Here is a 22,270-nt window from a genome sequence, read left to right as displayed (position 1 = left end):
GATTTTGAAAAGTGCCCTCTTGAAGAGGGCGCTTTCAAGAAATACATTGTCCCGCTAGCTCAATAGCTTAATTAGTGCATCAGCTGCTGGTCGTGATGAAGGCGGGTTTTGCCCCGTCACCAATAACCCGTCGGTACACACTTTTACTGCAAAGTCGTCGGCACTCTCATACCTACCGCCTTTTTTAACCAGTTCATCTTCAACTAAGTAAGGCACTACCTCAGTGAGTTCCATTGCACTTTCTTCGCTATTTGAAAAGCCAGTAACCGCTTTGCCATCTACCAAATACTTTCCATCAGGGGTTTTCACATCTTTAAGGACGATTGGCGCGTGACATACTGCTCCAACAGGCTTATTAGCTGCAATCATGTCTTCAATGAGCTTAATAGAGTGAGCGTTATCTGACAGATCCCACAATGGTCCGTGTCCGCCGGGATAAAATACCGCGTCAAACTCTTCTGCTCTCACGTCTTCAAGGGGAATAGTCGACGCTATTGCACTTCGCGCTAGCTCATCTTTGGTATATCGCATAGCGTCATCTGTCATCGCATCGTCCGCAAGGCTATTTGGATCAATTGGCACCTGCCCTCCCATAGGAGACGCCAAAGTGATCGTGTAGCCCTCATCTTTAAATGCGTAGTACGGTGCAGCAAACTCTTCCAACCACATACCTGTTTTGTTACCGGTATCACCCATAATTTCGTGAGATGTCATTACCATTAACATACGTTTAGACATAAGCCCTCCTTGCGAGCATTTAAAAAATTCGTTGTGAATTACTTCGGCTAAAGTACGCAGTTAGATCATTAAAAAGGGTGAGAGATCGGTTGATTACTTAGTTGTGAGATAAATAACAGGCATAAAAAAGTGCCACTTCCTGTTAAGGAGAGTGGCACCTAACACTACAACTTGTAGTTAGTGTCTATCTACAGCTTAGAAGCGGTAGTTAACACCTACACGCATTTCCCAAAGTGATGCATCACCTTGACGACGCTCTGGGTTAGAAGAACCAACTACAGCTGTATTGAATGAAGTCTCTTCTAGGATACCCCAATCATCGTTAAGCATGTTCGTGAAGTTATCAATCACGAAGAATACTTGTGCAGTGTGGTCTTGATGGAACGCAGGAACATCTTGGCGAACCGCGATGTCAACCTTCGCCCACCATGGGCTTTCTTCATCGTTACGCTCAGCACCGATTGGAAGAACGTTGTTAGAATCCAAGTATGGTGTGCCGTAAGCTGCTTGGCTGTCACTGCGTGATAGTGTGAAGCTGTAAGGCTTACCAGACTGAGCAACCGCGAATGCAGAGAACGTAGTGTCTAAGCCGTCGAAGAATTGCGTTGTATAACGGAAGTCTAACGTAAAGCGGTGTGCAATGTTCCAATCAGATAGTGAAGACACTTCTTCGTTTGGATCGTGGAATGCACGGTACTGGAAGTTAGAGAACGCTACAGAGCTAGTCATAGGCTGAACATCTTCAGCGTGGCTGTAGTTGTAACCACCAACGATTGAGATGCCGTTGTCCCAAGACTTGTTCATTGTTGCTGTTAATGAATAAGAAGTAGAGCTCTCATTTGAGTTAGTTAACTCTAGTGAGCCCAAACCATTTCTCTCGTAATCAACATAACCGTCTTCTGTTACGCCAACAGCTTCAATACCTTTGTATTTAATCATCGCTTGGTCTTGCGTGATGCTCACCAATAGATCTAGGTTAAATACATAGTCTTCGTCAGTTACATGCGTCATACCTGCAGAGATTTTCCACTCGCTAGGCATTACGAAGTCTGGGTCAAGATTGTTTGGCTCGAAGTTACGGCCAACACCTGAATCCATTGTTGCATCTAGGTCAGATGGTACTGAGTAACCTGGACCAGCAGTAACGCCGTCTTCAGTGTTAACCCAAGTGATGCTGCCATCTAGGATGTTTGCGTAGTCGTTTCTTACTTCACCACCAGTAACGTTAGTGTTCTGATAGTTGTTGGTCATCCAAACGTTAGGGTTACCGCCTGAGAATAGACCAAAACCACCGCGTAGTTCTGTGCTATCGCTTAGCGTGTAGTTAAGACCAACACGTGGTTGAAGAAGGTCTACACCGTCTAGGTTAGCACTGTTGCTGTAACCGTAAGAATCAGTGAAGTCTGTATTCTCTAGAGGACGATCTGAAGTTGTGATCCAGTCATAACGAAGACCAGCAACTACTTTTAGGTCGTCAGTAAGGTAGAACTCGTCTTGCGCGTAGGTTGAGTGAGACGTGTAGCCCCATTCTGCTGCACGGTCAAGAAGGTTACCCGAGTATGCATAACCGTATTCGATACGTGCATTAGCACCGTTTTCGAAATCGTCAATGCTGTTAAACGTAGTTGTAGTTTCAGCGTGCTGTACGAAAAGGTTGAAGATATCAAGCTTGTCGTTTTCGTAACCGAAAGTTAGCGTGTGACCGTTGTCGAAGTAATAGTTACCACGGAACATGATGCTAGTTGCATCCCAGTCTAGGTCGTTGGCTTGACGGCTGTCATCAGAACCTAAGTAAACTGTTAGGTTATCTGAAGAGTCATCCGGATCGTTAGCCATACGGATTAGGATTTCACCGAAATCATTTCCACCTGGAGTGCCGTCACCGTAGAAAGAGCGCTGAAGGTTATCAAGCTCAGTACGTGCGATACGGATTTCAGTTGAGAATTTGTCTGTCCAGTCTGAGTAAAGTACACCGATGAAAGACTGAAGCTCTGCACCACGCTCATATAAGTGGCTTGAGAATTCAAATTCATTTGAATCGCCGTCAGACTCAGAGAAGTTGTTACCGTCGTTGTAGTTATAGGTAAACGCCAAACGGTGTTGGTCGTTGATGTTCCAGTCTAATTTAACAAGTAACTTTTCATCTTCGTTAGCAAGGCTTGATGGAACACCGCCAGCGTCAAAGTTGTAAACGTCTTGAGAAATCTGTTGGATACGCTCAACTTCTGCTTGCGTAATATTAACTTCGTTAATTGCACCAGAACCGATAGCACCACGGTCGAAGGTGTTTGCACCTTCAAGCTTTTCATATGCAGCGAAGATAAATAGTTTATCTTTGATTAGCGGTGCACCAACGGTGAAGCCGTAACGTTTTTCAGTGTACGCGCCTAGGTTGATGTCGTCGCCTTCTAGAGAGTCACCACGTAAGCTGTCGCTACCGTAGTCGTAGAATGCAGAGCCGTGAACTTCGTTAGTACCAGTTTTACTTACTGCACTGATGTTACACGCAGAGAAACCACCGTAAATTACGTCAAAAGGTGCAATTTCAACTGAAACGCCAGCAATAGCGTCGAAAGAGAAAGGCATTCTTTCTGTTGGGTAACCGTTAGAGTTAAGACCGAAAAGGTCGTTCATGCGAACACCGTCAACAGTCAAGCTGTTGAAACGTGGGCTCTTACCCACACACTGGATACCGTTGCTGCCGCCTTCGTCTACGTAGATACGTGGGTCGATACGAACGATATCAGTGATGTCACGGTTAATTGCAGGCGCTTCTTCAAGAGTAGAAAGGTCGAAGCTTGCTACTGGGCCAGTTTGACCAAAAGAAAGGCTGCTAATTTGAGAACCAGTAACAACAATGTTTTCGTACTGAGCCGCAGGCTCAAGCATACGTTCGATAGATGCTGATTCACCAAGCTCTAAGTAAACATCGTTGATTGTTTGATCAGCGAATTCATCAGAATCAATAACAACTGTGTATGGACCACCAACGCGAAGACCGCGAAGACTGAATGTACCACCACTGTTAACTGTTACTGTTTTCACAGCACCAGTAGGAACGTGAGTTACCGTTACAACGGTACCTGCTGCTGGGTTACCTTGAGGCCCCATAATTTTACCGTTCAATTCAGATGACGTTACCTGCGCCATTGCAGTAGACGACAAACCGATTGACAGCGCAACCGCAGCCGCAATGCGACTGAACTTTGCTGATGTTCTCATGTGTGTTTCCCTTTTTGTTTAAATTTGTTTTAGGTTCGCTAGTAGGGTATTTCCCTTAGCTGACCTTCAATTAATATGAACCGACGAAATTGTTATAGAGGTTCATGTCAATTTTATTACAGCTTTACATTTTTATTTAGCAGCAATCCCCCTAGGCCTATGACTTTGCAAAAAATATCTTGACCAAATGGTCAGATTAATTTACTTGTTATTATTCTTGTCAATTCACGGCGGTTAGCTGTCCCTATTCTTGCCATATCGAGCACTAATAAACAGCGTTTAATAAAAATCAGGTTTACCCATAAAAATAACAAAAATTACAACAACTTACCATTTTAAAATAAATTTACCTATTGCAATAAGTAACCTTAACTGATGAAATCCGCATATAAATCGTTAATTCATTTGGTCGTTTTTTTGACAGATTTTAGAATTGTTACCTCTGCAAAGTGGATTGTCTTGGTTGCCGTTGCATTAATATGTAGCGTAGCTAGCTATTTTAAAAATTCTATTTTTTATGATGACATTCTGCCACAAACCGGTCAAATATTAACCTGCAATACTGGATTATCGGGTAACGAAGACGTTTTTTCTGCTTATATTACCGATGGGCGTATTGCAGAGATGGTCAACGAACGGCTGTGTTCTGATAGTACAATCAAACGCCAATATAGCGGTATAAAGGTAGTAGTTGGACAAAGCGACTACGATACCTTTAGATATATTAATCATGGTGTTGTTGATCTTGCCTTGGTAAAAAGCAACATTGTTGACGCCTTTGGCGCCGACAAAATCTATGGGCTGACAAAGCTTGCAGCCCACCCTGACTACCCTGCATATTTTATAGCACTTAGAGAAAAGCCCACGTTAAGTAAAGAATACCTGCTTGGAAAACGCATAGGCCTGCTTGATTATCCTAGTAGTCGCTCCGGTCACATCGTGCCTAAAACAGTTTTACATCACTTAGGCCTGACTGACAGCAATGTCGATATCATTTATTACAGTTCTCACAAAGAGTTAAGGCGGGCACTCCTGGCTGGTGAAGTTGATATTATTTCGACTTATTGGGCCGAAGAAGACGGAGAAACGTTTTCTAAAAATTACATCGCTCCGCTATTAGAAAGCGTAAGCGGCATGCAGTGGTATTTAAAGATGCAGACACAAAACACCGACCTTTTCTGCGCGGTACAGTCGGTTGTTTATGAAATAGCGACAACCCATCCAAGACCATATTACAAAAATATTACGTTGGAAGAAGGGTGTAACAAATGAGTAAAATTAAGTTGCGCCTCAAATCACCACTAAAACTTGCTGTAGTTGTCTTTTTACTCGTCGTTTCATTGCAAATTGCGTCGCTGATAGGCCAGTACTTTGCTCATCAATCTTCTATTCATCGCGCAATTGATGTAGTTGAAAGAAGAATTAGCCTTGATAGCGCATTCTTAGATGTGGGTAATGAAACACTCAATACGCCAGAAAATAGATACGCGATAGGTCGTTATATTGAGCGTTTGAACCGAGTAATAGAAGAAGCGCAGCTTCCCGTTATCGTTAGTGAAATTCAAGGTGTTCCGACAAAGTTGGATTCCTCTGCTTTTCCAGTACAGCACCGCACCAAGTTTCAAAACGCAGAGCAAACCATTGATATTTTAGTTAATAGTAAAGCGCCAGTAAGCGAGTTAAGCGTAAGCTGGTTAAGCCTGCTATTGGCTTTACTTGTTGCGCCACTTTTTGCGTTTACTAATAGAAAGAAACGCGTGCAGTCGAAACTTGAAGAATTAGTACTTCCACCTAAGCCTAAGCTAGTTATCAATCTCCAAGAAAAAACGATTTCAAACGGCATTGATGACAGAATAGTGACCTTGCAGAACAAGCCGTTGTGTTTTTACACCGCGCTTGTCAAATACTGCATTGACAATCCACATGAGTCCCTTCCGCCTCACAAGGATGTACCGAGCGAACTAATGGCGCTAGCTAATAAATGTTTCGCCCGTCTCATTGAGTTGGGGCATACAAAACGAAAACGCCCAGACTTCAACGCGAACTTAGATAAAACCTTAAGTGAAATTCGCGCTGCCCTTGATGAGGTGTTTATTGGCTACCTGGAAGAAAAAGAAACCTATTATCCGCCTAGAGCTCAAGGTGAAGGCTCTCGCTCTAAACAACACTCGTACGCATTGCCGAATATTAAGGAAGACGATATAGAAATTATTGGAAACTAGTAATTTTTTAATTCTGGCAGTTAAAAACTGACCACTTGGAGAACTTTTTACTATTTTTTGCAAGTCGACTAAACGCCCTGCAATACCTTGAAAATACAATAAAGTTCTAGCAAAGACCGATCCAAATACCGATAACTTGTGAATATAACATTGATTCGCGAGGCCTAAACGCGTATCTTTGCACCAACAAAATCAGCTTTATAGTACTATGCAATCGCCACTTATTATTGCCATTTCTGGAGCTTCTGGCTCTGGGAAGTCTCTTTTTACAAAAAATTTGTTTAACGGCTTCAGTGCTCAGGGCCGCCCGGTTCAAGTGCTGCGCGAAGATCACTACTATCGCGCGCAAGATCATCTTCCCATGGAACAGCGTGAGAAGAATAACTACGATCACCCAAATGCGTTTGAACATGAGCTTTTAAAAGCACACTTACAAGCATTGCGCGATGGTCAGCCTATTGACTATCCACATTACTGCTATAAAACGCATACGCGTTTACCTGAAACTGAGCGCCTTAATCCAGCGCCAGTTATTATCCTTGAAGGTATTATGCTACTTGCTCGTACTGATCTACTTCCTTTGTACGACGTGAAGATCTTCATTGATACTCCGCTTGATATTTGTTTGATGCGTAGAATGATGCGCGACCTTAAAGAACGCGGTCGTAGCATTGAGTCTGTGGCAAAACAGTACGAAGAAACTGTTAAGCCTATGTATCATCAATTTATCGAACCTAGCCGCTTCACTGCCGACGTAGTAGTGACGCAAGGTGGCAAAAACCAAATTGCATTAGATGTGATCAAATCACACATTCAGCAAGCGCTTCTTTAAGGGAACATTACTATGGTGAGTTTACTGGGCATTGCAGTCCTTCTGGGTATTGCTTTCGCGTTATCGTCGGCGAAACGCAGTATAAATTGGCGCACTGTTGGTGGCGCGTTTGCTATTCAAGCATCGGTTGGCGCGTTTGTCCTGTATTCTGAACCTGGTAAAGAAGTATTGTTAAGCGCGACTCGCTTTGTCGCAAACATCATCGCTTACAGCCAAGAAGGTATTAATTTCTTGTTTGGCCCTATCGGCGACAAGTCGATCGCGTTTATTTTCGCTTTTAACGTACTTCCTGTGATCGTGTTTTTCTCAGCGCTTATTGCCGTTCTTTATCACCTGAAAGTGATGGGTATCATCATCAAAGTGATTGGTGGTTTCTTACAAAAAGCGTTAGGAACCAGTCGCCCGGAATCTATGTCTTCTGCAGCCAATATATTTGTGGGCCAAACTGAAGCACCTCTAGTGGTACGCCCTTTTATTCCACACATGACGAGCTCAGAGCTGTTTGCCATTATGGTGGGTGGTCTCGCGTCTATTGCGGGCTCGGTAATGGCTGGTTATGCAGGGATGGGCGTAGACCTTAAATATTTATTAGCAGCCAGCTTTATGGCTGCACCTGGCGGCTTACTTATGGCAAAAATCATGTTGCCAGAAACCAGTAAGCCCAATGAAGATTTACATGACGTAGATGCGGAAGATACCGGCTACGCCAATGTATTTGATGCGGCCGCCAGTGGCGCTGCATCAGGCATGCAACTTGCGTTGAACGTAGGTGCAATGCTACTCGCTTTCATAGCACTTATTGCCATGTTTAACGGCCTTATTGGCTGGACGGCAGGGTTATTCGGCTATGAAAACGTGACGTTTGAAGGGATCCTGGGTTATGTGCTTCAACCTCTTGCATGGGCAATCGGCGTACCATGGGAGGAAGCGCAACTTGCAGGCAGCTTTATTGGTCAGAAAATGGTAGTTAACGAGTTCGTTGCTTACCTCAATTTCTTAGAGAACCAATCACAGCTATCTGAAGCATCTCAGGCCATTATCACCTTTGCACTTTGTGGTTTTGCAAACTTCTCTTCTATCGCTATTTTGATGGGTGGAATTGGTGCTATGGCACCAACACGCAGAAAAGAAATTGCGAGACTGGGGTTAAAAGCTGTTATTGCTGCAACGTTATCTAACTTGATGAGTGCCGCGCTAGCGGGCTTTTACCTCTCTCTTGGTTAAATTTCATTAATTTGGACCAGTTGGTCAAGATTTTACTAGACTAACTGGTCAGGTTTCTGTAAATTACGCGCAAATTCCTCGCGGGATTGATTTATGTCAATTTCTGCGACTTTTTTCTGTAGCCCGTCTACCTTTATAATGCCGCAGTCAAAATATACGGGATAAAGTTATGCAATTAGTTGCTGTTGATTACCAAGCGGAAAACGCACAAGAAGAATTCGTGAAGTCACTTCGCGAGACAGGGTTCGGTGTTTTGAAAAATCACCCTATCCAACAGTCATTAGTTCAAGGCATTTACGACAATTGGCAGGGCTTCTTCGACAGTGAAGAAAAGAATGATTACCTGTACAACAAAGGTAAACAAGACGGATTTTTCCCTCAGAGCGTATCTGAGGTAGCCAAAGGCTTTACGAAAAAAGATATTAAAGAGTATTACCACTTCTACCCATGGGGTCAGTGCCCAGAAGCACTACGCCCTCAAATTTCTCAATACTATGAGGAAGCAAACACACTAGCGAAAGAGCTATTGGGTTGGATAGAAGAACATTCTCCTTCAGAGGTGAGTGATAAGTACAGTCAGCCGCTGGGTGACATGATCAAAGATTCTGATCAAACTTTGCTGCGCATACTGCATTATCCGCCACTTAAAGGTGATGAAGAAGTTGACGCGATTCGCGCTGCTGCTCACGAAGATATTAACCTGATTACTATCTTACCGGCAGCTAACGAGCCTGGATTGCAAGTAAAAGCTAAAGACGGTAGTTGGATTGAAGTTCCGTGCGATTTCGGGAACTTAATTGTGAATATTGGCGACATGCTTCAAGAAGCATCTGGCGGATACTTCCCATCAACTACTCATAGGGTGGTAAACCCAGATGGTGCTGATATGACGAAATCTCGTATTTCACTGCCATTATTTTTACACCCTAGACCGGATGTTGTTCTTTCAGAACGTCATACCGCAGGGTCATACCTGCAAGAGCGCCTTCGTGAGCTGGGCGTTATATAAATTAAGTTCCTTTTGTAGTGTTATTCTTTTGCCGCAGCTAGTCTGCGGCTTTTTTTATATAAAGCTTTCTGTCATCCCTCCCCTATCCTCCCTTTTTAATTATTTGCCAAAGCCGATAACTTTGACTGATAGCGAGACTTGTCTTGTCTATTATCCGCATGCTTCATAGCACGAGCTAGATATTGTTCAGCGTTTGTAATATCTCCACTCTCGTAATAGGTTTTCGCTAGCCCGAACAAAATCTCGTGACGAGTATTATCTAGCTTAAGGCCCTTTTGGTAGTGTGATATTGCTGCCTCGTACTGTTCATCATCGTACGCTTGCTCACCCAGAATATAATGGTAAAACGGGTTGCTTTGACGCTTGTTATCTACCATTTGGGTGATGTTTTTTGCCTCTTCATGTCTATTTTGATAACGATAGAGAATTGATAGGTTTTCCCATGCAGTTAGATTTTCATCACTTAAAGACAGTGCGTGCTTATACACTGCCTCAGCTTGGTCGTAGGCATCAACCATTCTGTAGAGCACTCCAAGATTGACCCAACTCTGAGCCAGTTCTGGGGCTATAGTTGCCGCCGCTCTAAAATAGCTGTAGGCCCTAGTGTAACTATTCGCCACAATCGCATCTGCGCCTTTGTTATTATAGAACATAGCAATGACTTTATTCTCTGAAACGGCAATTCTAGGAAAGTGACTTCTAAGTGTCTGAGGGTCAAAATCCACATCTGCCCAACTGCCTCCGATAGATACAACGTTCGGATCTTCTGGTAGCTGAACTCGTAAATTAATATGGCCGTTTAGTAAACTGTACCCTTCTCGACGCGTCCAATATTCGGGAATTTCAACTTCGTAGAAGGTGGCCTTTAGTCCTACATGCTCCGCCAGCGCATACGTCATAATAGAGAGAGACAAGCAGTTTGCAGCTCGATTATTAAATGTGGTGTTGGCGGTGGTATTAGCGCCATTTCTATAAAGCATGCCCTGGTCAGAGTGATCAAATATCGCCTTCACTAAGCCCCTTACATTTTTCTGTAAGGCACTTTTTTCATAAACGGCTTGTTCAGCAAAAAACTTTGCATCTTTGTCGAGAAAAAATATTTCCTCAGCGGTCTCAACAGGAAATAGCGAATAAGAAGGGAATAGGCGGTCGTTCAACAAGCTGGGCCCAGCTTTTACCTGCTGGTTATCGGTAGATTGGCAAGCACTTAGCGCTATGCAAAACAATAAAGGAACAGCGAGTCGAGCACTCATTACAGGCACCTTTCTTTTTTACTCGATACCCTAAGTATAGCAGCCGATCTATTATTTACATTTTATTTACATCCTGTTCTATTGCTCGTTTAACGCATATTTGAATACTCCATTTCCTCATTGAAATATCCAAGTTTCGCGAATTGGCATTACACAAAGTTAATCATCAAATTCTTCTAACATGCCGTACCAAATCTCAATTCAGTAGCTTTGTGTAGCGTAGGTCATGTAGTTGACGATACGAAGGATGTTGAATTTCACTTAACGTATTTAAATAGGTAAAAGGAAAGAGTATGAAAAAGTTAATTAGCGCGTTCTTCTTAGTGGTTTTAAGCACCTCGGCGATGGCAGGGCATCACGCGAAAGATGGGCATAAAGATATTGTCGATACAGCGGCAAGTAATGAGATGTTTTCTACACTTGTCACCGCAGTTAAATCAGCAGATTTGGTTACTACACTAAAGGGAGATGGGCCATTTACCGTGTTTGCCCCTACTGATGGAGCCTTTGCCGCCCTTCCCCCAGGCACGCTTGAAATGCTTTTGAAGCCAGAGAATAAGCAAACGCTTGTGAAAATTCTTACTTACCATGTGGTCACGGGCAAAGTCACAGCGAAAGACGTGTCTACGCTATCTGATGCCACTACAGTGGAAGGGAGTAAGGTGATGATTTCAACGGACATGAATAAAGTTATGATAAATGACGCTAACGTAATTAAAGCCGATGTCATGACAAGCAACGGTGTTATACATGTGATCGATGCCGTGTTACTTCCTAGTGACGTAAAAGCGTCACTTTAAAAGCATACTGTACGCGAAAGCACTTATTCGTAGTGCTTTCGCGCGTATTTCCATTTTTGTACCGACATCGATCTCTTCAATTCATATCAGCGTAGAAATAATTATTGAATAATTGAGCCTTCCTCAAGCCCTGGCTCGAAGCAACATCTATTTGCAAAAATCTCGCTTTAATCATTCGGACAAATCTATTCAAGGAATCAGGAAAGGAGTTCACATGTTTACCGTCTATACTTATAGCATCGCTGGCTTACTGGTAATTAGTTTCACTGTTTTCGTTCAAAATATCGTTGCTGCAGTCGCGCACCGCAAGCAATCTCAGTACATCCCAGGAAAAGTAAGCGAAGAGCTCAGTCACGATAGTTTTGTGTTCAGAAGCCACAGAACATTTCACAATTCTCTGGAAAACATCCACCAGTTTACGCTCCCTGCTATTCTTTGCATTTTTCTCGGCGCATCGACCAGCATACTTGCGGCATTAGTTTGGCTTTACGCGCTAAGTCGGATTATTCATATGGGGCTTTATTACGCTATTGCCACAGAGAAAAATCCAAGCCCAAGAAGCTATTTTTATATGATTGGGACACTATGTACGATGGGCGTTTTCGGGCTAGCATTATTCAACCTATTTACATAGAGTCTAAGTAAAACAATAAGTTGGATTCGTAATTAAACCATACGGTTAAATATTAAACTTTTGGTTAATCCACTTTTTTGAATTTTAGGCGTACTCTTTAAGTCGAACACTCACATTCGTGTTTAGGAGTACTTGTGTATATTGAACAAGTTGGCGATCGAACTTTGGCAGATTGCAAAGTATTGATTGTCGACGACCAAGCCAGCAGCAGACTTGTTCTGGAAACCTTACTTGAAGACACTGTAGCTTGTACTTCTGTCAGCTCGGGTAAAGAAGCTATTGAGTATTGCAAATATAATACCCCCGATTTGATCCTTATGGATGTGTCTATGCCTGAAATCGACGGGCATCAAACAACCGCAATATTAAGAAAAAAGCCGCTATGCGCTCATATTCCTATAATTTTCGTCACCTCTTCATCTAGTGACGAAGAAGAGTCTCGATGCTGGGAATCTGGATGCGTTGATTTTGTCGTAAAGCCTGTTAATGCTTGTACCCTACGCAATCGCGTCAAGTCGCACATTAATCATAAGCTTAGAAACGATTTACTCGAGAAGCTCATCTATGTGGATAAGCTTACGGGTGCCTATAACCGCCATTATTTAGATGACTACTTACCGCGATTAGTCAGAGACGGATTGCGCAATGTTGCGCCGCTTTCTTTAGTCATTTTTGATGTTGATCACTTCAAGTTATTTAACGATATGTATGGCCACTTAGACGGTGATAGCTGTTTATGGAAGGTGAGTAAAACGATTAACGATGCTCTTCTTCGACCTATGGACAAACTAGTAAGAATTGGTGGCGAAGAGTTTTTGGTGATTCTGCCGAACACTGATGCCGAAGGCGCAAAGTCTGTGACCGAGCGTTTGTTACGAACTGTTTATGATCTGAATATTCCTCACGCTGCCTCGGAGTATGAGCGTGTTACGTTAAGCGCAGGTCTAGCCGTGAAGAACGCCGATGACAATAAAACTATCGATTACGTCATGCTAGAGGCTGACAAAAACCTTTATGTTGCTAAAACCTCTGGCCGAAATCAGCTAGTTGCCCCTACTTCGAAAGCGGCTAGCAAAGTTGAAACCTTATCCCCTCCTATGAAGATGAAAGCCCAAGGCTAAAACGTCCCACGGCATTAGTATGAAATAAAGATTCGATAGAATCTTCCAGCGTAATTCCCAATTCGTTTAGCTGAGCGTAAAACAATTGTAGCGTTGCTAACGCATCGTCTAACGCATTATGTTCTGGAAATGCAGGGAACCCCAGACGTTGTCTACAAACGGTAAGTGTCGCGCTATTGCTGGGTAATACCTGATGCTGTTTATTTAGCTGATAAAGTGCAAGCTGAAGGGTATCGATATAAACGACGTCGACTTGAGGTAATTCACAGCGCTTGAAGGCACTATTGAGTGCCATCAAATCCAACCTCGCATTGTGAAAAATCAATACATGGCTTTCTAACAAAGGTATCAAGGACTTCAACGCTTCCTTAATACCTTCACCTTGCTGCAATATATCCAGGGTCAACCCGTGGATCACAGGGCTTTGCCCCAAATCTGCGGAGGTATTTATAACGTGATAACCACTGGAAGAAAGCGCAATTTTTCCGGCAGAACCACTTACATATCCAATCGATGTGATTTGTGTTGTTAAGGGGTCTAAAGAGGTTAGCTCTAGATCCACTGACGCTAAAGGCGTGCTACACAGCTTTTTGTCACGCAAGGATTTCCTAAATTTGCTTTTGCCAAATAACGCCGATGAACAAGTTTCAATTAGTCGCTTTATCATAAGATTAACTGACACCGCCAGAGAACTTCATTACCATCGCCTGATTAGTTCTCTCAATAGCTTTGAAAGCAGCCTTTAGCTGGTGTTTTTCTATCGATGATAGACTGGATATAGACACTCGGTTGTCTGTGACTTTGTTTTCCAGTTGATGCCGCCAACGTAAGCGGTTTAGGAAAAGCCAGATATCTCGTAAGTTAGTTGCATCCCTTTTGGAAAGCTGTGAATTAGATGACAGAGCCTCTAATCGGGCTAATGTATTGGGCAATGTCACCCCATCAGCTAACGCGTAAATACGCGCTATATTATTAATTAACGCAACGGCTCTTGTTTTTAAATCGATTACGTCTTTTTCCTTACGTCCCTTTTCATAAATAAACTTTTGGAACATGGAGAGTGGAACTGATATTTCGTTACTGTTTCGCGTAAGCGCGGCTAGAAACATATTTTGCTGCATTAACGGTGCGCGTTTACGCTGTAGCTGTTTAAATAAGCTCACATCACCGGCTGCACAGCGAACATCCAGAAAAATGTTGAAGTGCATAATCGCATCTTTAGTTGGCGCCTTTACCCATCGTTTAGCTTCTTCAATGGCTTCGTCAAGCGAAAGCCTAAGGTCTGGGTTGCTAGCCATAATATTGCCGTCACACAGTTTAATACCGCATTTTGCCAATCCATTGCAGACGTACTCTGCCATTTTTGCGAAATATTCAGCTTGTGCTTTGTTAGGCCGCTGTGCAAGAAGAAGACCGTTGTCTTGATCTGAGCCCATTGTCTGGTCTTCTCTAGCTTGAGAGCCATAGACAAGCCAGGCGAACATCATCGGCGCCTTTCCATTGGCCTGTTGGAAAAAGCCAATAAGCTTTCTTGTCATGATATCGGTAGCCTGAGATAAAATTTTGCCAGCAATGTCGTAGTCTCCTGCTTTTTTAGCGTGGGCTGAGAAATAATGCGGCAATTGCCAGGACAACCTGGTCAGTTCATACAGGTTTTCTGCTTTACTTAGTTCGCCAATAATAAAGAGTACATTTCCCCGCTGATGACGAATAATGTCGCTGGCTGTGACCATTCCCAGTGGAGCAAGGGTTTGTTGATCTACGACAGGCAAATGATGGATGTTTCTTTCTGTCATTAGCGCTAAGGCATCAAAAAGCGTTCTATTTCCCATTATTTGCGCAGGATTTGGGGTCATGATGTGGCTTACAGGAAGGTGAATATCAAGAGACGCAGCCACCACTCTTGAACGTAAGTCGCGGTCAGTAATAATACCAATTAGCTTATCTTCTCGGGTAACCAGCAGTGACGATACTTTCTGAGTTGTCATAAGCTGCGCCGCGGCTGTAATTGAGGTTTCTACATCCACCGACACTGGTGATTTGTTAATAACGTCTTCAAGCCCTTTGTAAAGCCACATGGAATTTGTGTCGGAAATAGCGTGGTTTTGAAGTGCGTTGTTGCGCAGCCCATCAAAGAAATGGCGAATAACAGGTAAGTCAAATAAGGGGGCAACCGCTGAAGCTTTAAAACAGTAAACAAGCCCAGGGCTGTCTACGCTTATGCTCAATGGAAAATTGCGGTTTTCCATAATGTTCACATAACCAAAGTAATCGCCTTCACTCAGGTGACGTAAAGGCGCATCGGAATCTTGAACAGAAAATTGACCATTTTGAATGAGATAAAGTGACGCATCGCCCTTTTGCAGATCGCCAACATTATCCGCTGTCAAATATACCAGCTCAGTATGTTTTACCAGCTCAAGCTTTTGCTCTTTGTCCAGCACGTCAAAAGGTGCTGATGTGTTGAGAAAGTCTTCAACTTGTTTAGCCATCGCAGTCATAGAAAATGTCCAGTTCACAAAAAGAAAAAACCAACCTACTCACTTTCGCCAGTAGATTGGTTTTGTTTTCTTAAAGCCTATCTTAAGGCAGCATTAGTTTAGTGAGCCGATGCTTCACCCGCTCCCTTAGGATAACGAATGCTTTCAACCAACTCTTGGATTTCTTCTGGTGCTTCATCAGTTGCTTTAAATACTAAGAATGCAACAAGGAAGTTAACCATCATACCCAATGTACCAATGCCTTCTGGAGAAATACCAAACCACCAGTTAGCCGGCACGTTAGCCGCAGGATTCACAAACTTGAAGTAGATGATATAGGCGGCGGTGAATGCAATACCGCTAACCATACCTGCAATCGCCCCTTTATCATTCATTCGCTTGCTGAAGATACCCATGATAATTGCTGGGAAGAAGCTCGATGCAGCCAAGCCGAAGGCAAAGGCGACCACCTGCGCAACAAACCCGGGCGGATTAATACCGAAGTAGCCTGCAATTACAATGGCCACACCTGCCGCTAATCGCGCGTACATCAGTTCTGCCTTATCGGTAATATTCGGCATAAAGTTTCGTTTCAACAAATCGTGGGAGACGGATGTCGAAATTACCAACAGTAGACCCGCAGAAGTAGACAAGGCTGCAGCTACACCACCCGCGGCTACCAGTGCAATGACCCATGCAGGTAGATTCGCAATTTCAGGGTTCGCCAGAACCATAATATCGCGGTCAACCTTCATTTCGTTGCGCTCATCGCCAGAATAGAACATCTTGCCATCGCCATTTTTATCTTCAAAGCCGATAAGACCAGTTTGTTCCCAATTCTTAATCCACGAAGGCGCTTCTTCATAGCTGGTACCCGTCATTTCAGGACCATTAATGGTTTCAATCATGTTTACACGAGCAAAAGCGGCAAGTGAAGGCGCAGTAGTGTACAGAAGTGCAATGAACACGAGTGCATAACCTGCAGACTTACGAGCATCGTGAACCTTAGGCACAGTGAAGAAACGTACAATTACGTGAGGAAGACCCGCTGTACCTACCATCAGAGCGAACGTAATAAAGAATACGTCGATAGTACTCTTAGTACCTGAGGTATATTCATTGAAGCCGAGTTCCACGGACAACATGTCGAGCTTCTGCAACACGTACATTCCGGAACCATCAACTAACGTGGCACCAAAACCGGTTTGTGGAAGAATGTGACCTGTCACCATGATAGAGATAAATACTGCTGGAACGATATAAGCAAAAATTAGTACGCAGTACTGTGCAACTTGGGTGTAAGTAATACCTTTCATACCACCAAGCACAGTATAGAAGAACACGATAACCATACCGATAACAACGCCCGATACGATATCCACTTCTAAGAAACGGCTAAATACAACACCTACGCCACGCATTTGGCCTGCAACGTATGTGAAACAAACAAAGATTGCACAGAATACGGCAACCGTACGTGCTGTCTGTGAGTAGTAACGATCACCGATAAAATCAGGTACCGTGAATTTACCGAACTTACGTAAGTACGGTGCTAAACAAAGTGCAAGTAGAACGTAACCACCTGTCCAGCCCATTAGATAAACGGCACCGTCATAACCCATAAACGAGATAAGACCCGCCATCGAGATAAACGAGGCTGCCGACATCCAGTCTGCTGCGGTAGCCATACCATTCATAATGGGAGGAACACCACCACCGGCTACGTAAAAATCATTAGTCGACCCAGCGCGGGCCCAAATTGCTATAGCGATATAAAGCGCAAATGATGCACCTACGATAATAAACGTTAAAGTTTGAACGTCCATGATTTACTCCTCATCTACGCCGTAGCGTTTATCCATGGCGTTCATCTTCGCCATGTAGACAAAGATTAATGCAACAAATACATAAATTGCGCCCTGCTGCGCAAACCAGAAGCCTAATTTAAAGCCAAAAAATTGGATTTCATTTAAGATATCGACAAAAATAATGCCGGCACCGAATGATACGACAAACCAAACGACTAAAAGCTTGGCGAGAAGGGCGAGATTCTCCCTCCAATACGCTTTTTTGTCCTCTTCGTTTCTAAATGCCATTGTTTCACCCTCATGTCAGGTTAATTGATTGTTATGATTTTACATATTCCTAACGCCCGGCTTTGTTAACGTTATTGCTGCGTAATGTGCGATTGAGAAGAAACAACCACACGCAGCAAAGTCAAGCATTTAGGAGCTCGCCTACTACTCTAGACCTGACACTAAAAATTCAAAATGAGACCATGGTCGTAGGTTGACTATGATCGAAATGATTATAATAGCGACAGCATTGTTAAAACTAAGTTAAAAGGAACGTTATGGTTTTTGGTTGGGTAACACTTGCAGTACTGTATCTCTTCTTGCTTTTTTCATTGGCGAGTTGGGGTGAGAAGAACTCGCCAACCGCAAGAGCTTTAACGTCACATCCAGCGATTTATTCATTAGCCCTCGCCATTTATTGTACCGCGTGGACATTTTTCGGAATGGTAGGTCAAGCAAGTAGAGATACGTGGATATACCTTCCGATCATGCTTGGACCTATTCTTGTTTATGTATTAGGTTATAAGTTTATTTATAAGTTGACGCTAGTTAGCAAGAAGCAGCACATTACTACCATTTCAGACTTCATTGCTTCGCGCTATGGAAAGCGCCAAACCGTGGCATTGGTAGTCACGCTTATTGCTCTACTCGCCACCATTCCTTATATCGCGCTTCAATTAAAAGCAGTCGGCGCCACTTTCCAGCTTCTTACTCAACAGCCCAATAGCAATGGCATTATCATTGCCGCAACCGGCTTTATCGCTGCGTTCGCTATGTATTTTGGTACACGCCAAACGGACGTCACCGAATACCGACGAGGTTTAATGTTGGCCATTGCGTTCGAGTCGACCATTAAGCTGCTAGCGTTGGTGTTGGTTGCGGTTGTTGGATATAGCGCATGGAAACGCACTCAGTCGGGGCCGTTTTTCGAGAGCTTTACTAACGAAGTCGCCTTAGCGCAATTTGGTTCGTTTACCTTCATTGCTCAAACAATCATGGCCGCCGCAGCCATCGTTTGCTTACCACGACAATTCCACGTTGCCATTATCGATAACCTAAGCTTGGGACACCTGCGCACGGCAAGGTGGCTGTTTCCGCTATACCTAACTATCATCTCAGCCGTTATTCCCGTTATTGCCATTGCGGGCAAAGCCATTTTTGCAGGCGCAAATATCGAGCCCGATTCTTACGTGCTGTCGCTCGCGGTCTTTTCAGAGTCAGTCCTTCTTCAGGTTATAGTGTTTGTGGGCGGGCTGTCTGCCGCAACCGCCATGATTATTGTAGCTACGCTCACTTTGAGTACCATGCTGACCAATGATGTAATCTTGCCGCGCATTCTTGCTTTTACAGGCAATACTGACGACAAACAGGATGTATCAAGCAAGATCAGACTTATTCGCCGTATAGTTATCGCTTTTATCCTGCTCATGGCTTTTTTATACCACCAGCAAATGACTAGCAGCCGCTCCCTTCACTCAATTGGACTTATTGCTTTCTCGTTAGTTATTCAGCTTATGCCAGCAATTGTTGGAGGGCTTTATTGGAAACGTGCTCATGCGCACGGGGTATATGCGGGGCTCATGGTGGGCTTGGTCATTTGGGTGTTGTGGCTTGTGCTTCCTATCGTCAGTGAGCAAGTATCGCAAATGGAGCAAAATGAACTCATTAGCCAAGGTGCCATGATCAGCTTAGCGGCGAACACCTTTGTCTACATACTCTTTTCACACTTTGCTCCCCAGCGTCTTATCGACAGGATGCAAGCGGAAGCCTTCGTTTCTCCAGCGATATCCAGTAATAATACCGTGAAGGCTCAGGCAACCAATGTAACGGTTTCCGACCTAATCACGTTACTTTCAACCTTTATGGGATCAGGTCGCTGCGAACAACTGCTGGAACAATATCAACAGCTTAATAACTGCCAATTGAAACATGATGACACGCCGAATGAGTCGTTTTTGTCATTTTGTGAACGCGCTCTCGGCGGCGTAATCGGCGCTTCAAGTGCCAAGGTGCTATTAGATAGCGCACTGCGCGGCAAGAAGATGGATTTCACCGAGGTCATCAACTTCTTTGATGACACTACTCAAGCCATGCAATTCAATATGACTGCGCTTCTTACGTCGCTTGAAAACATGGATCAGGGTATTAGCGTAGTCGACAAGCACTTAAACTTAGTGGCGTGGAATAAGCGCTACGCCGATCTTTATCCCTACCCTGATAATTTGCTGGCGGTGGGAACCCCCATCGAAAAATTAATTCGATATAACGCTTCTCAGGGAGAATTCGGCACGGATAACGTAGACGCTGAAGTAGAAAAAAGGCTGGCGCACTTACGCTCTGGTATGCCCCACCGTTTTACTCGACAACGCATGGATGGACGGGTAATCGAGATGGTAGGCAACCCACTGCCCGGTGGTGGCTTTGTAACCAGTTTTAACGACATTACTGGGCACGTTGAAATACAGCAAGCACTTGAAGAGTCGAACATTGATCTAGAAGCACGCATAAAAAAGCGTACAGAAGAAGTCCATTCCATTAACGCAGAGCTTCGCCTTGAGATAGAAAGGCGCTCTGAAGCGGAAAAAGAACTTATTCGAGCCAGAAAAGCTGCCGAAGACGCCAACGCGAGTAAAACCCGCTTCTTGGCACTCGCTAGTCACGATGTTCTTCAGCCACTCAATGCTGCCAAGCTGTACGTCAGTGCCCTTGAAGAGCAAGAATTGTCTGAATCAGCACTGGCAATTATCCGTAAGCTTAATCACAGTGTAACCTCTAGTGAAACACTAATAGGCACCTTGCTCGATATCGCGCGTTTAGACCAAGGTGAAATGAAACCCGACATTGAATCTATCGATGTAGTAGCCCTGCTATCCCCACTTGTTGACGAAATGGCTATGCGCGCTCGGGAAAAAGGGCTTGGCTTTAAGGCGCTAATACGTCCGTGTTGGGTGAAAGCTGACAAAACCTATTTATACCGAATAACCCAAAACTTGCTCTCTAATGCGGTGAAATACACAGAAAATGGTCGCGTTCTTTTTGTAATTAAACCTGTAAAAGACACGGTTTATTTTAAAGCCATCGACACAGGGATTGGTATTTCTACTGATAAGAGAGACAGTATTTTTGGTGACTTTTTCCGCGCAAACGAAAGCAAAGAGCATGGATTGGGACTGGGCTTAGGTGTGGTACGCCGCTTAAGCCTGCAGTTAAACAGCGATATCAATGTTACCTCTAAAATTGGTAAAGGAAGCTGCTTTGCTTTTTCTCTTGCTAAAGCGGAACCCAAGTTAGTTTCTGATGTACCAATGAAAACTCGCAACACGACATTTACAGGGATGGATGTACTGTGTGTTGATGACCAAAGAGAAAACCTAGATGCAATGCAGACCCTACTGCAGAAGTGGGGAATAAATGTTGTGCTGGCTAACAACTGGGATGACGCGCTGAAAGTCTGTGAGACGATTCAACCCCAAATCTTATTGATGGATTATCAACTTAGTCACGACAGCGAGAAAAATGGGTTGGCTCTGATAGAAGAACTCAGGCACAGGCTCAATATTGTAGTGCCGGCGGCGCTGATAACGGCAACACCGGATGAGAGCCTAGTCACACAGTGCAAAGCCCAAGGCGTAAACTTTTTAGCGAAGCCGTTAAAGCCAGCAAAATTGCGTGCGCTACTACAAAGTATGACGCGCTACATTAGAGAAGCGAAAAACGTGTAGGAAACTGCACGCTTTTCGATGATCGCTTTACCAGAACAGATTAAAGTAATTCGTCGTGTGGTTTACTTTCTTCAATCTTAACCACCGGCGTTTCAACGCTCGACTTCGCCACAACTTTACCCATTGCCCCCCACTTTTCTTTAGGATTAAGTAAAACTGGGCGAGTTAAAATCAGGTTGTTTGGGTACATAAGGGTTTCGCGCTCGGCGGTAAGCAAGCGCGTACTAAATGGCCCTACATCGGCAATTACGCCTTCAATGAAGTTATCGCCGTCAAGAATGCGCACGTAATTACCTCTGCGGTAGGCTACATTCGTAAGTAATATAAAGTAGGCGGTAATATTACTGATAAGCGACCAGCTTGCGAAAAGCGCAACACCCGTTACTGTAATGATAGAAGTAGAAAGGACTAACAGCCCGGAAAAGTCGATACCCCATGCTAGTAACAACAACGCCAACGATACTGTAGCGACAATGACGCGTGCGGCAAAAAGTCCTTTTAAGGCGCTATTCGACTTTAGCTTTGACTTGACGATGTTGGTTTCCAGTTTTGGCAGTAACTTTCGAGACATTGCCAAATACATAACTAAAACCAACCCACTCCACACGACATTTGACTGGTACTGAGTTAACCACGCCAAAAACCCATGCCACCACTCATTCATTAACCCTAATCCTTACATTCATTTAACTAAGCATACCGGCCTAAAATGCTAATTTTACTTTAAATAGGCCGACGCGCTCTAATGCTAACGTGAATAGCCGACAAGTTCATGCATTAAAAGCAATCGACACAACAAGAATTATTCGTAAGACACCCCTTGGCAGTTACATTAGTATGCGCGCAAAAATGACTTGTCTATTTAACAATCACGTTCTAACGTGGTAATAGGTTGGTCGATAAAACGACAAAATAAAACACAAACTACAGGCTTTTTT

17 protein-coding genes are annotated in these 22,270 nt (G+C 43.8%); 9 read left to right on the top strand and 8 right to left on the bottom strand.

The genetic code is table 11. The features are described from left to right. Nucleotides 1–54 precede the first annotated feature (54 nt). Nucleotides 55–738, bottom strand: a complete 684-nt coding sequence (locus BGK61_RS12955) for a type 1 glutamine amidotransferase domain-containing protein (RefSeq protein WP_076012117.1) — start codon at nucleotides 736–738, stop codon at nucleotides 55–57. 195 nt (nucleotides 739–933) lie between these two features. Continuing rightward, nucleotides 934–3,960 (bottom strand): TonB-dependent receptor, encoded by a 3,027-nt coding sequence (locus BGK61_RS12950; RefSeq protein WP_076012118.1) that lies wholly within the window; start codon nucleotides 3,958–3,960, stop codon nucleotides 934–936. A 375-nt stretch (nucleotides 3,961–4,335) separates the two neighbouring features. Here BGK61_RS12950 and BGK61_RS12945 point away from each other — a divergent pair, with 375 nt between their 5' ends. The 5 genes from BGK61_RS12945 to BGK61_RS12925 all read left to right on the top strand — a co-directional run bounded on the left by BGK61_RS12945 (nucleotide 4,336) and on the right by BGK61_RS12925 (nucleotide 9,247). Continuing rightward, the gene (locus BGK61_RS12945; protein WP_076012119.1) at nucleotides 4,336–5,232 is read left to right on the top strand and encodes an ABC transporter substrate-binding protein; all 897 of its coding nucleotides are present in this window, start codon (nucleotides 4,336–4,338) and stop codon (nucleotides 5,230–5,232) included. Continuing rightward, nucleotides 5,229–6,182 (top strand): hypothetical protein, encoded by a 954-nt coding sequence (locus BGK61_RS12940; protein ID WP_076012120.1) that lies wholly within the window; start codon nucleotides 5,229–5,231, stop codon nucleotides 6,180–6,182. Before BGK61_RS12945 ends, BGK61_RS12940 begins: the two co-directional genes overlap by 4 nt. 208 nt (nucleotides 6,183–6,390) lie before the next feature. Then, nucleotides 6,391–7,014 (top strand): uridine kinase, encoded by a 624-nt coding sequence (gene udk, locus BGK61_RS12935; protein ID WP_014950808.1) that lies wholly within the window; start codon nucleotides 6,391–6,393, stop codon nucleotides 7,012–7,014. A gap of 12 nt (nucleotides 7,015–7,026) precedes the next feature. Continuing rightward, entirely contained in the window at nucleotides 7,027–8,238 is a 1,212-nt protein-coding gene (locus BGK61_RS12930; protein ID WP_014999642.1) for a NupC/NupG family nucleoside CNT transporter, read from the top strand. 169 nt (nucleotides 8,239–8,407) lie between these two features. Then, the gene (locus BGK61_RS12925; protein WP_014999643.1) at nucleotides 8,408–9,247 is read left to right on the top strand and encodes an isopenicillin N synthase family dioxygenase; all 840 of its coding nucleotides are present in this window, start codon (nucleotides 8,408–8,410) and stop codon (nucleotides 9,245–9,247) included. A gap of 95 nt (nucleotides 9,248–9,342) precedes the next feature. Here the strand turns inward: BGK61_RS12925 and BGK61_RS12920 are convergent, their stop codons facing one another. Beyond that, nucleotides 9,343–10,500, bottom strand: a complete 1,158-nt coding sequence (locus BGK61_RS12920) for a tetratricopeptide repeat protein (RefSeq protein WP_076012121.1) — start codon at nucleotides 10,498–10,500, stop codon at nucleotides 9,343–9,345. A 293-nt stretch (nucleotides 10,501–10,793) separates the two neighbouring features. Here BGK61_RS12920 and BGK61_RS12915 point away from each other — a divergent pair, with 293 nt between their 5' ends. The 3 genes from BGK61_RS12915 to BGK61_RS12905 all read left to right on the top strand — a co-directional run bounded on the left by BGK61_RS12915 (nucleotide 10,794) and on the right by BGK61_RS12905 (nucleotide 13,055). Then, complete coding sequence (locus BGK61_RS12915; RefSeq protein WP_076012122.1) at nucleotides 10,794–11,300, top strand: fasciclin domain-containing protein; 507 nt, start codon at nucleotides 10,794–10,796, stop codon at nucleotides 11,298–11,300. A 214-nt stretch (nucleotides 11,301–11,514) separates the two neighbouring features. After that, nucleotides 11,515–11,934 (top strand): MAPEG family protein, encoded by a 420-nt coding sequence (locus BGK61_RS12910; RefSeq protein ID WP_014999646.1) that lies wholly within the window; start codon nucleotides 11,515–11,517, stop codon nucleotides 11,932–11,934. Between the two features lie 134 nt (nucleotides 11,935–12,068). Then, nucleotides 12,069–13,055: a GGDEF domain-containing response regulator gene (locus tag BGK61_RS12905; RefSeq protein ID WP_076012123.1), complete on the top strand. Its 987-nt coding sequence runs from the start codon at nucleotides 12,069–12,071 to the stop codon at nucleotides 13,053–13,055. Here the strand turns inward: BGK61_RS12905 and BGK61_RS12900 are convergent. From BGK61_RS12900 to BGK61_RS12885, 4 genes are all read right to left on the bottom strand, one after another. After that, on the bottom strand, nucleotides 13,030–13,656 hold the full coding sequence (locus BGK61_RS12900; RefSeq protein WP_234349497.1) for a 3'-5' exonuclease: 627 nt from the start codon (nucleotides 13,654–13,656) through the stop codon (nucleotides 13,030–13,032). The genes BGK61_RS12905 and BGK61_RS12900 overlap by 26 nt on opposite strands. A 70-nt stretch (nucleotides 13,657–13,726) precedes the next feature. Then, nucleotides 13,727–15,556, bottom strand: a complete 1,830-nt coding sequence (locus BGK61_RS12895; RefSeq protein ID WP_076012124.1) for a putative nucleotidyltransferase substrate binding domain-containing protein — start codon at nucleotides 15,554–15,556, stop codon at nucleotides 13,727–13,729. A 98-nt stretch (nucleotides 15,557–15,654) separates the two neighbouring features. Beyond that, the gene (locus BGK61_RS12890) at nucleotides 15,655–17,361 is read right to left on the bottom strand and encodes a sodium:solute symporter family protein (RefSeq protein ID WP_014999650.1); all 1,707 of its coding nucleotides are present in this window, start codon (nucleotides 17,359–17,361) and stop codon (nucleotides 15,655–15,657) included. Nucleotides 17,362–17,364: 3 nt separating this feature from the next. After that, nucleotides 17,365–17,631: a DUF4212 domain-containing protein gene (locus BGK61_RS12885; protein WP_014999651.1), complete on the bottom strand. Its 267-nt coding sequence runs from the start codon at nucleotides 17,629–17,631 to the stop codon at nucleotides 17,365–17,367. A 257-nt stretch (nucleotides 17,632–17,888) separates the two neighbouring features. On the opposite strand from BGK61_RS12885, the gene BGK61_RS12880 reads away from it, so the two are divergent. Then, a complete protein-coding gene (locus BGK61_RS12880; protein ID WP_076012125.1) occupies nucleotides 17,889–21,332 on the top strand; it encodes a PAS domain-containing hybrid sensor histidine kinase/response regulator in 3,444 nt (1,147 codons plus the stop codon). A gap of 40 nt (nucleotides 21,333–21,372) precedes the next feature. Here BGK61_RS12880 and BGK61_RS12875 read toward each other — a convergent pair whose 3' ends face one another. Continuing rightward, nucleotides 21,373–21,996 (bottom strand): mechanosensitive ion channel domain-containing protein, encoded by a 624-nt coding sequence (locus BGK61_RS12875; RefSeq protein ID WP_076012126.1) that lies wholly within the window; start codon nucleotides 21,994–21,996, stop codon nucleotides 21,373–21,375. Nucleotides 21,997–22,270 lie beyond the last annotated feature (274 nt).

Origin of the sequence: Alteromonas abrolhosensis (assembly GCF_001953635.1) — a bacterium.
In the GTDB taxonomy this organism is placed as follows: Bacteria; Pseudomonadota; Gammaproteobacteria; order Enterobacterales; family Alteromonadaceae; genus Alteromonas; species Alteromonas abrolhosensis.
This window is presented reverse-complemented; position numbering and strand designations above follow the sequence as displayed.

What these genes read in the sequence shown, in the direction of transcription:
- BGK61_RS12955 (WP_076012117.1), bottom strand. Translation starts at nt 738, where the DNA reads ATGTCTAAACGTATGTTAATGGTAATGACATCTCACGAAATTATGGGT.
- BGK61_RS12950 (WP_076012118.1), bottom strand. Translation starts at nt 3,960, where the DNA reads ATGAGAACATCAGCAAAGTTCAGTCGCATTGCGGCTGCGGTTGCGCTG.
- BGK61_RS12945 (WP_076012119.1), top strand. Translation starts at nt 4,336, where the DNA reads ATGAAATCCGCATATAAATCGTTAATTCATTTGGTCGTTTTTTTGACA.
- BGK61_RS12940 (WP_076012120.1), top strand. Translation starts at nt 5,229, where the DNA reads ATGAGTAAAATTAAGTTGCGCCTCAAATCACCACTAAAACTTGCTGTA.
- udk (WP_014950808.1), top strand. Translation starts at nt 6,391, where the DNA reads ATGCAATCGCCACTTATTATTGCCATTTCTGGAGCTTCTGGCTCTGGG.
- BGK61_RS12930 (WP_014999642.1), top strand. Translation starts at nt 7,027, where the DNA reads ATGGTGAGTTTACTGGGCATTGCAGTCCTTCTGGGTATTGCTTTCGCG.
- BGK61_RS12925 (WP_014999643.1), top strand. Translation starts at nt 8,408, where the DNA reads ATGCAATTAGTTGCTGTTGATTACCAAGCGGAAAACGCACAAGAAGAA.
- BGK61_RS12920 (WP_076012121.1), bottom strand. Translation starts at nt 10,500, where the DNA reads ATGAGTGCTCGACTCGCTGTTCCTTTATTGTTTTGCATAGCGCTAAGT.
- BGK61_RS12915 (WP_076012122.1), top strand. Translation starts at nt 10,794, where the DNA reads ATGAAAAAGTTAATTAGCGCGTTCTTCTTAGTGGTTTTAAGCACCTCG.
- BGK61_RS12910 (WP_014999646.1), top strand. Translation starts at nt 11,515, where the DNA reads ATGTTTACCGTCTATACTTATAGCATCGCTGGCTTACTGGTAATTAGT.
- BGK61_RS12895 (WP_076012124.1), bottom strand. Translation starts at nt 15,556, where the DNA reads ATGACTGCGATGGCTAAACAAGTTGAAGACTTTCTCAACACATCAGCA.
- BGK61_RS12890 (WP_014999650.1), bottom strand. Translation starts at nt 17,361, where the DNA reads ATGGACGTTCAAACTTTAACGTTTATTATCGTAGGTGCATCATTTGCG.
- BGK61_RS12885 (WP_014999651.1), bottom strand. Translation starts at nt 17,631, where the DNA reads ATGGCATTTAGAAACGAAGAGGACAAAAAAGCGTATTGGAGGGAGAAT.
- BGK61_RS12880 (WP_076012125.1), top strand. Translation starts at nt 17,889, where the DNA reads ATGGTTTTTGGTTGGGTAACACTTGCAGTACTGTATCTCTTCTTGCTT.
- BGK61_RS12875 (WP_076012126.1), bottom strand. Translation starts at nt 21,996, where the DNA reads ATGAATGAGTGGTGGCATGGGTTTTTGGCGTGGTTAACTCAGTACCAG.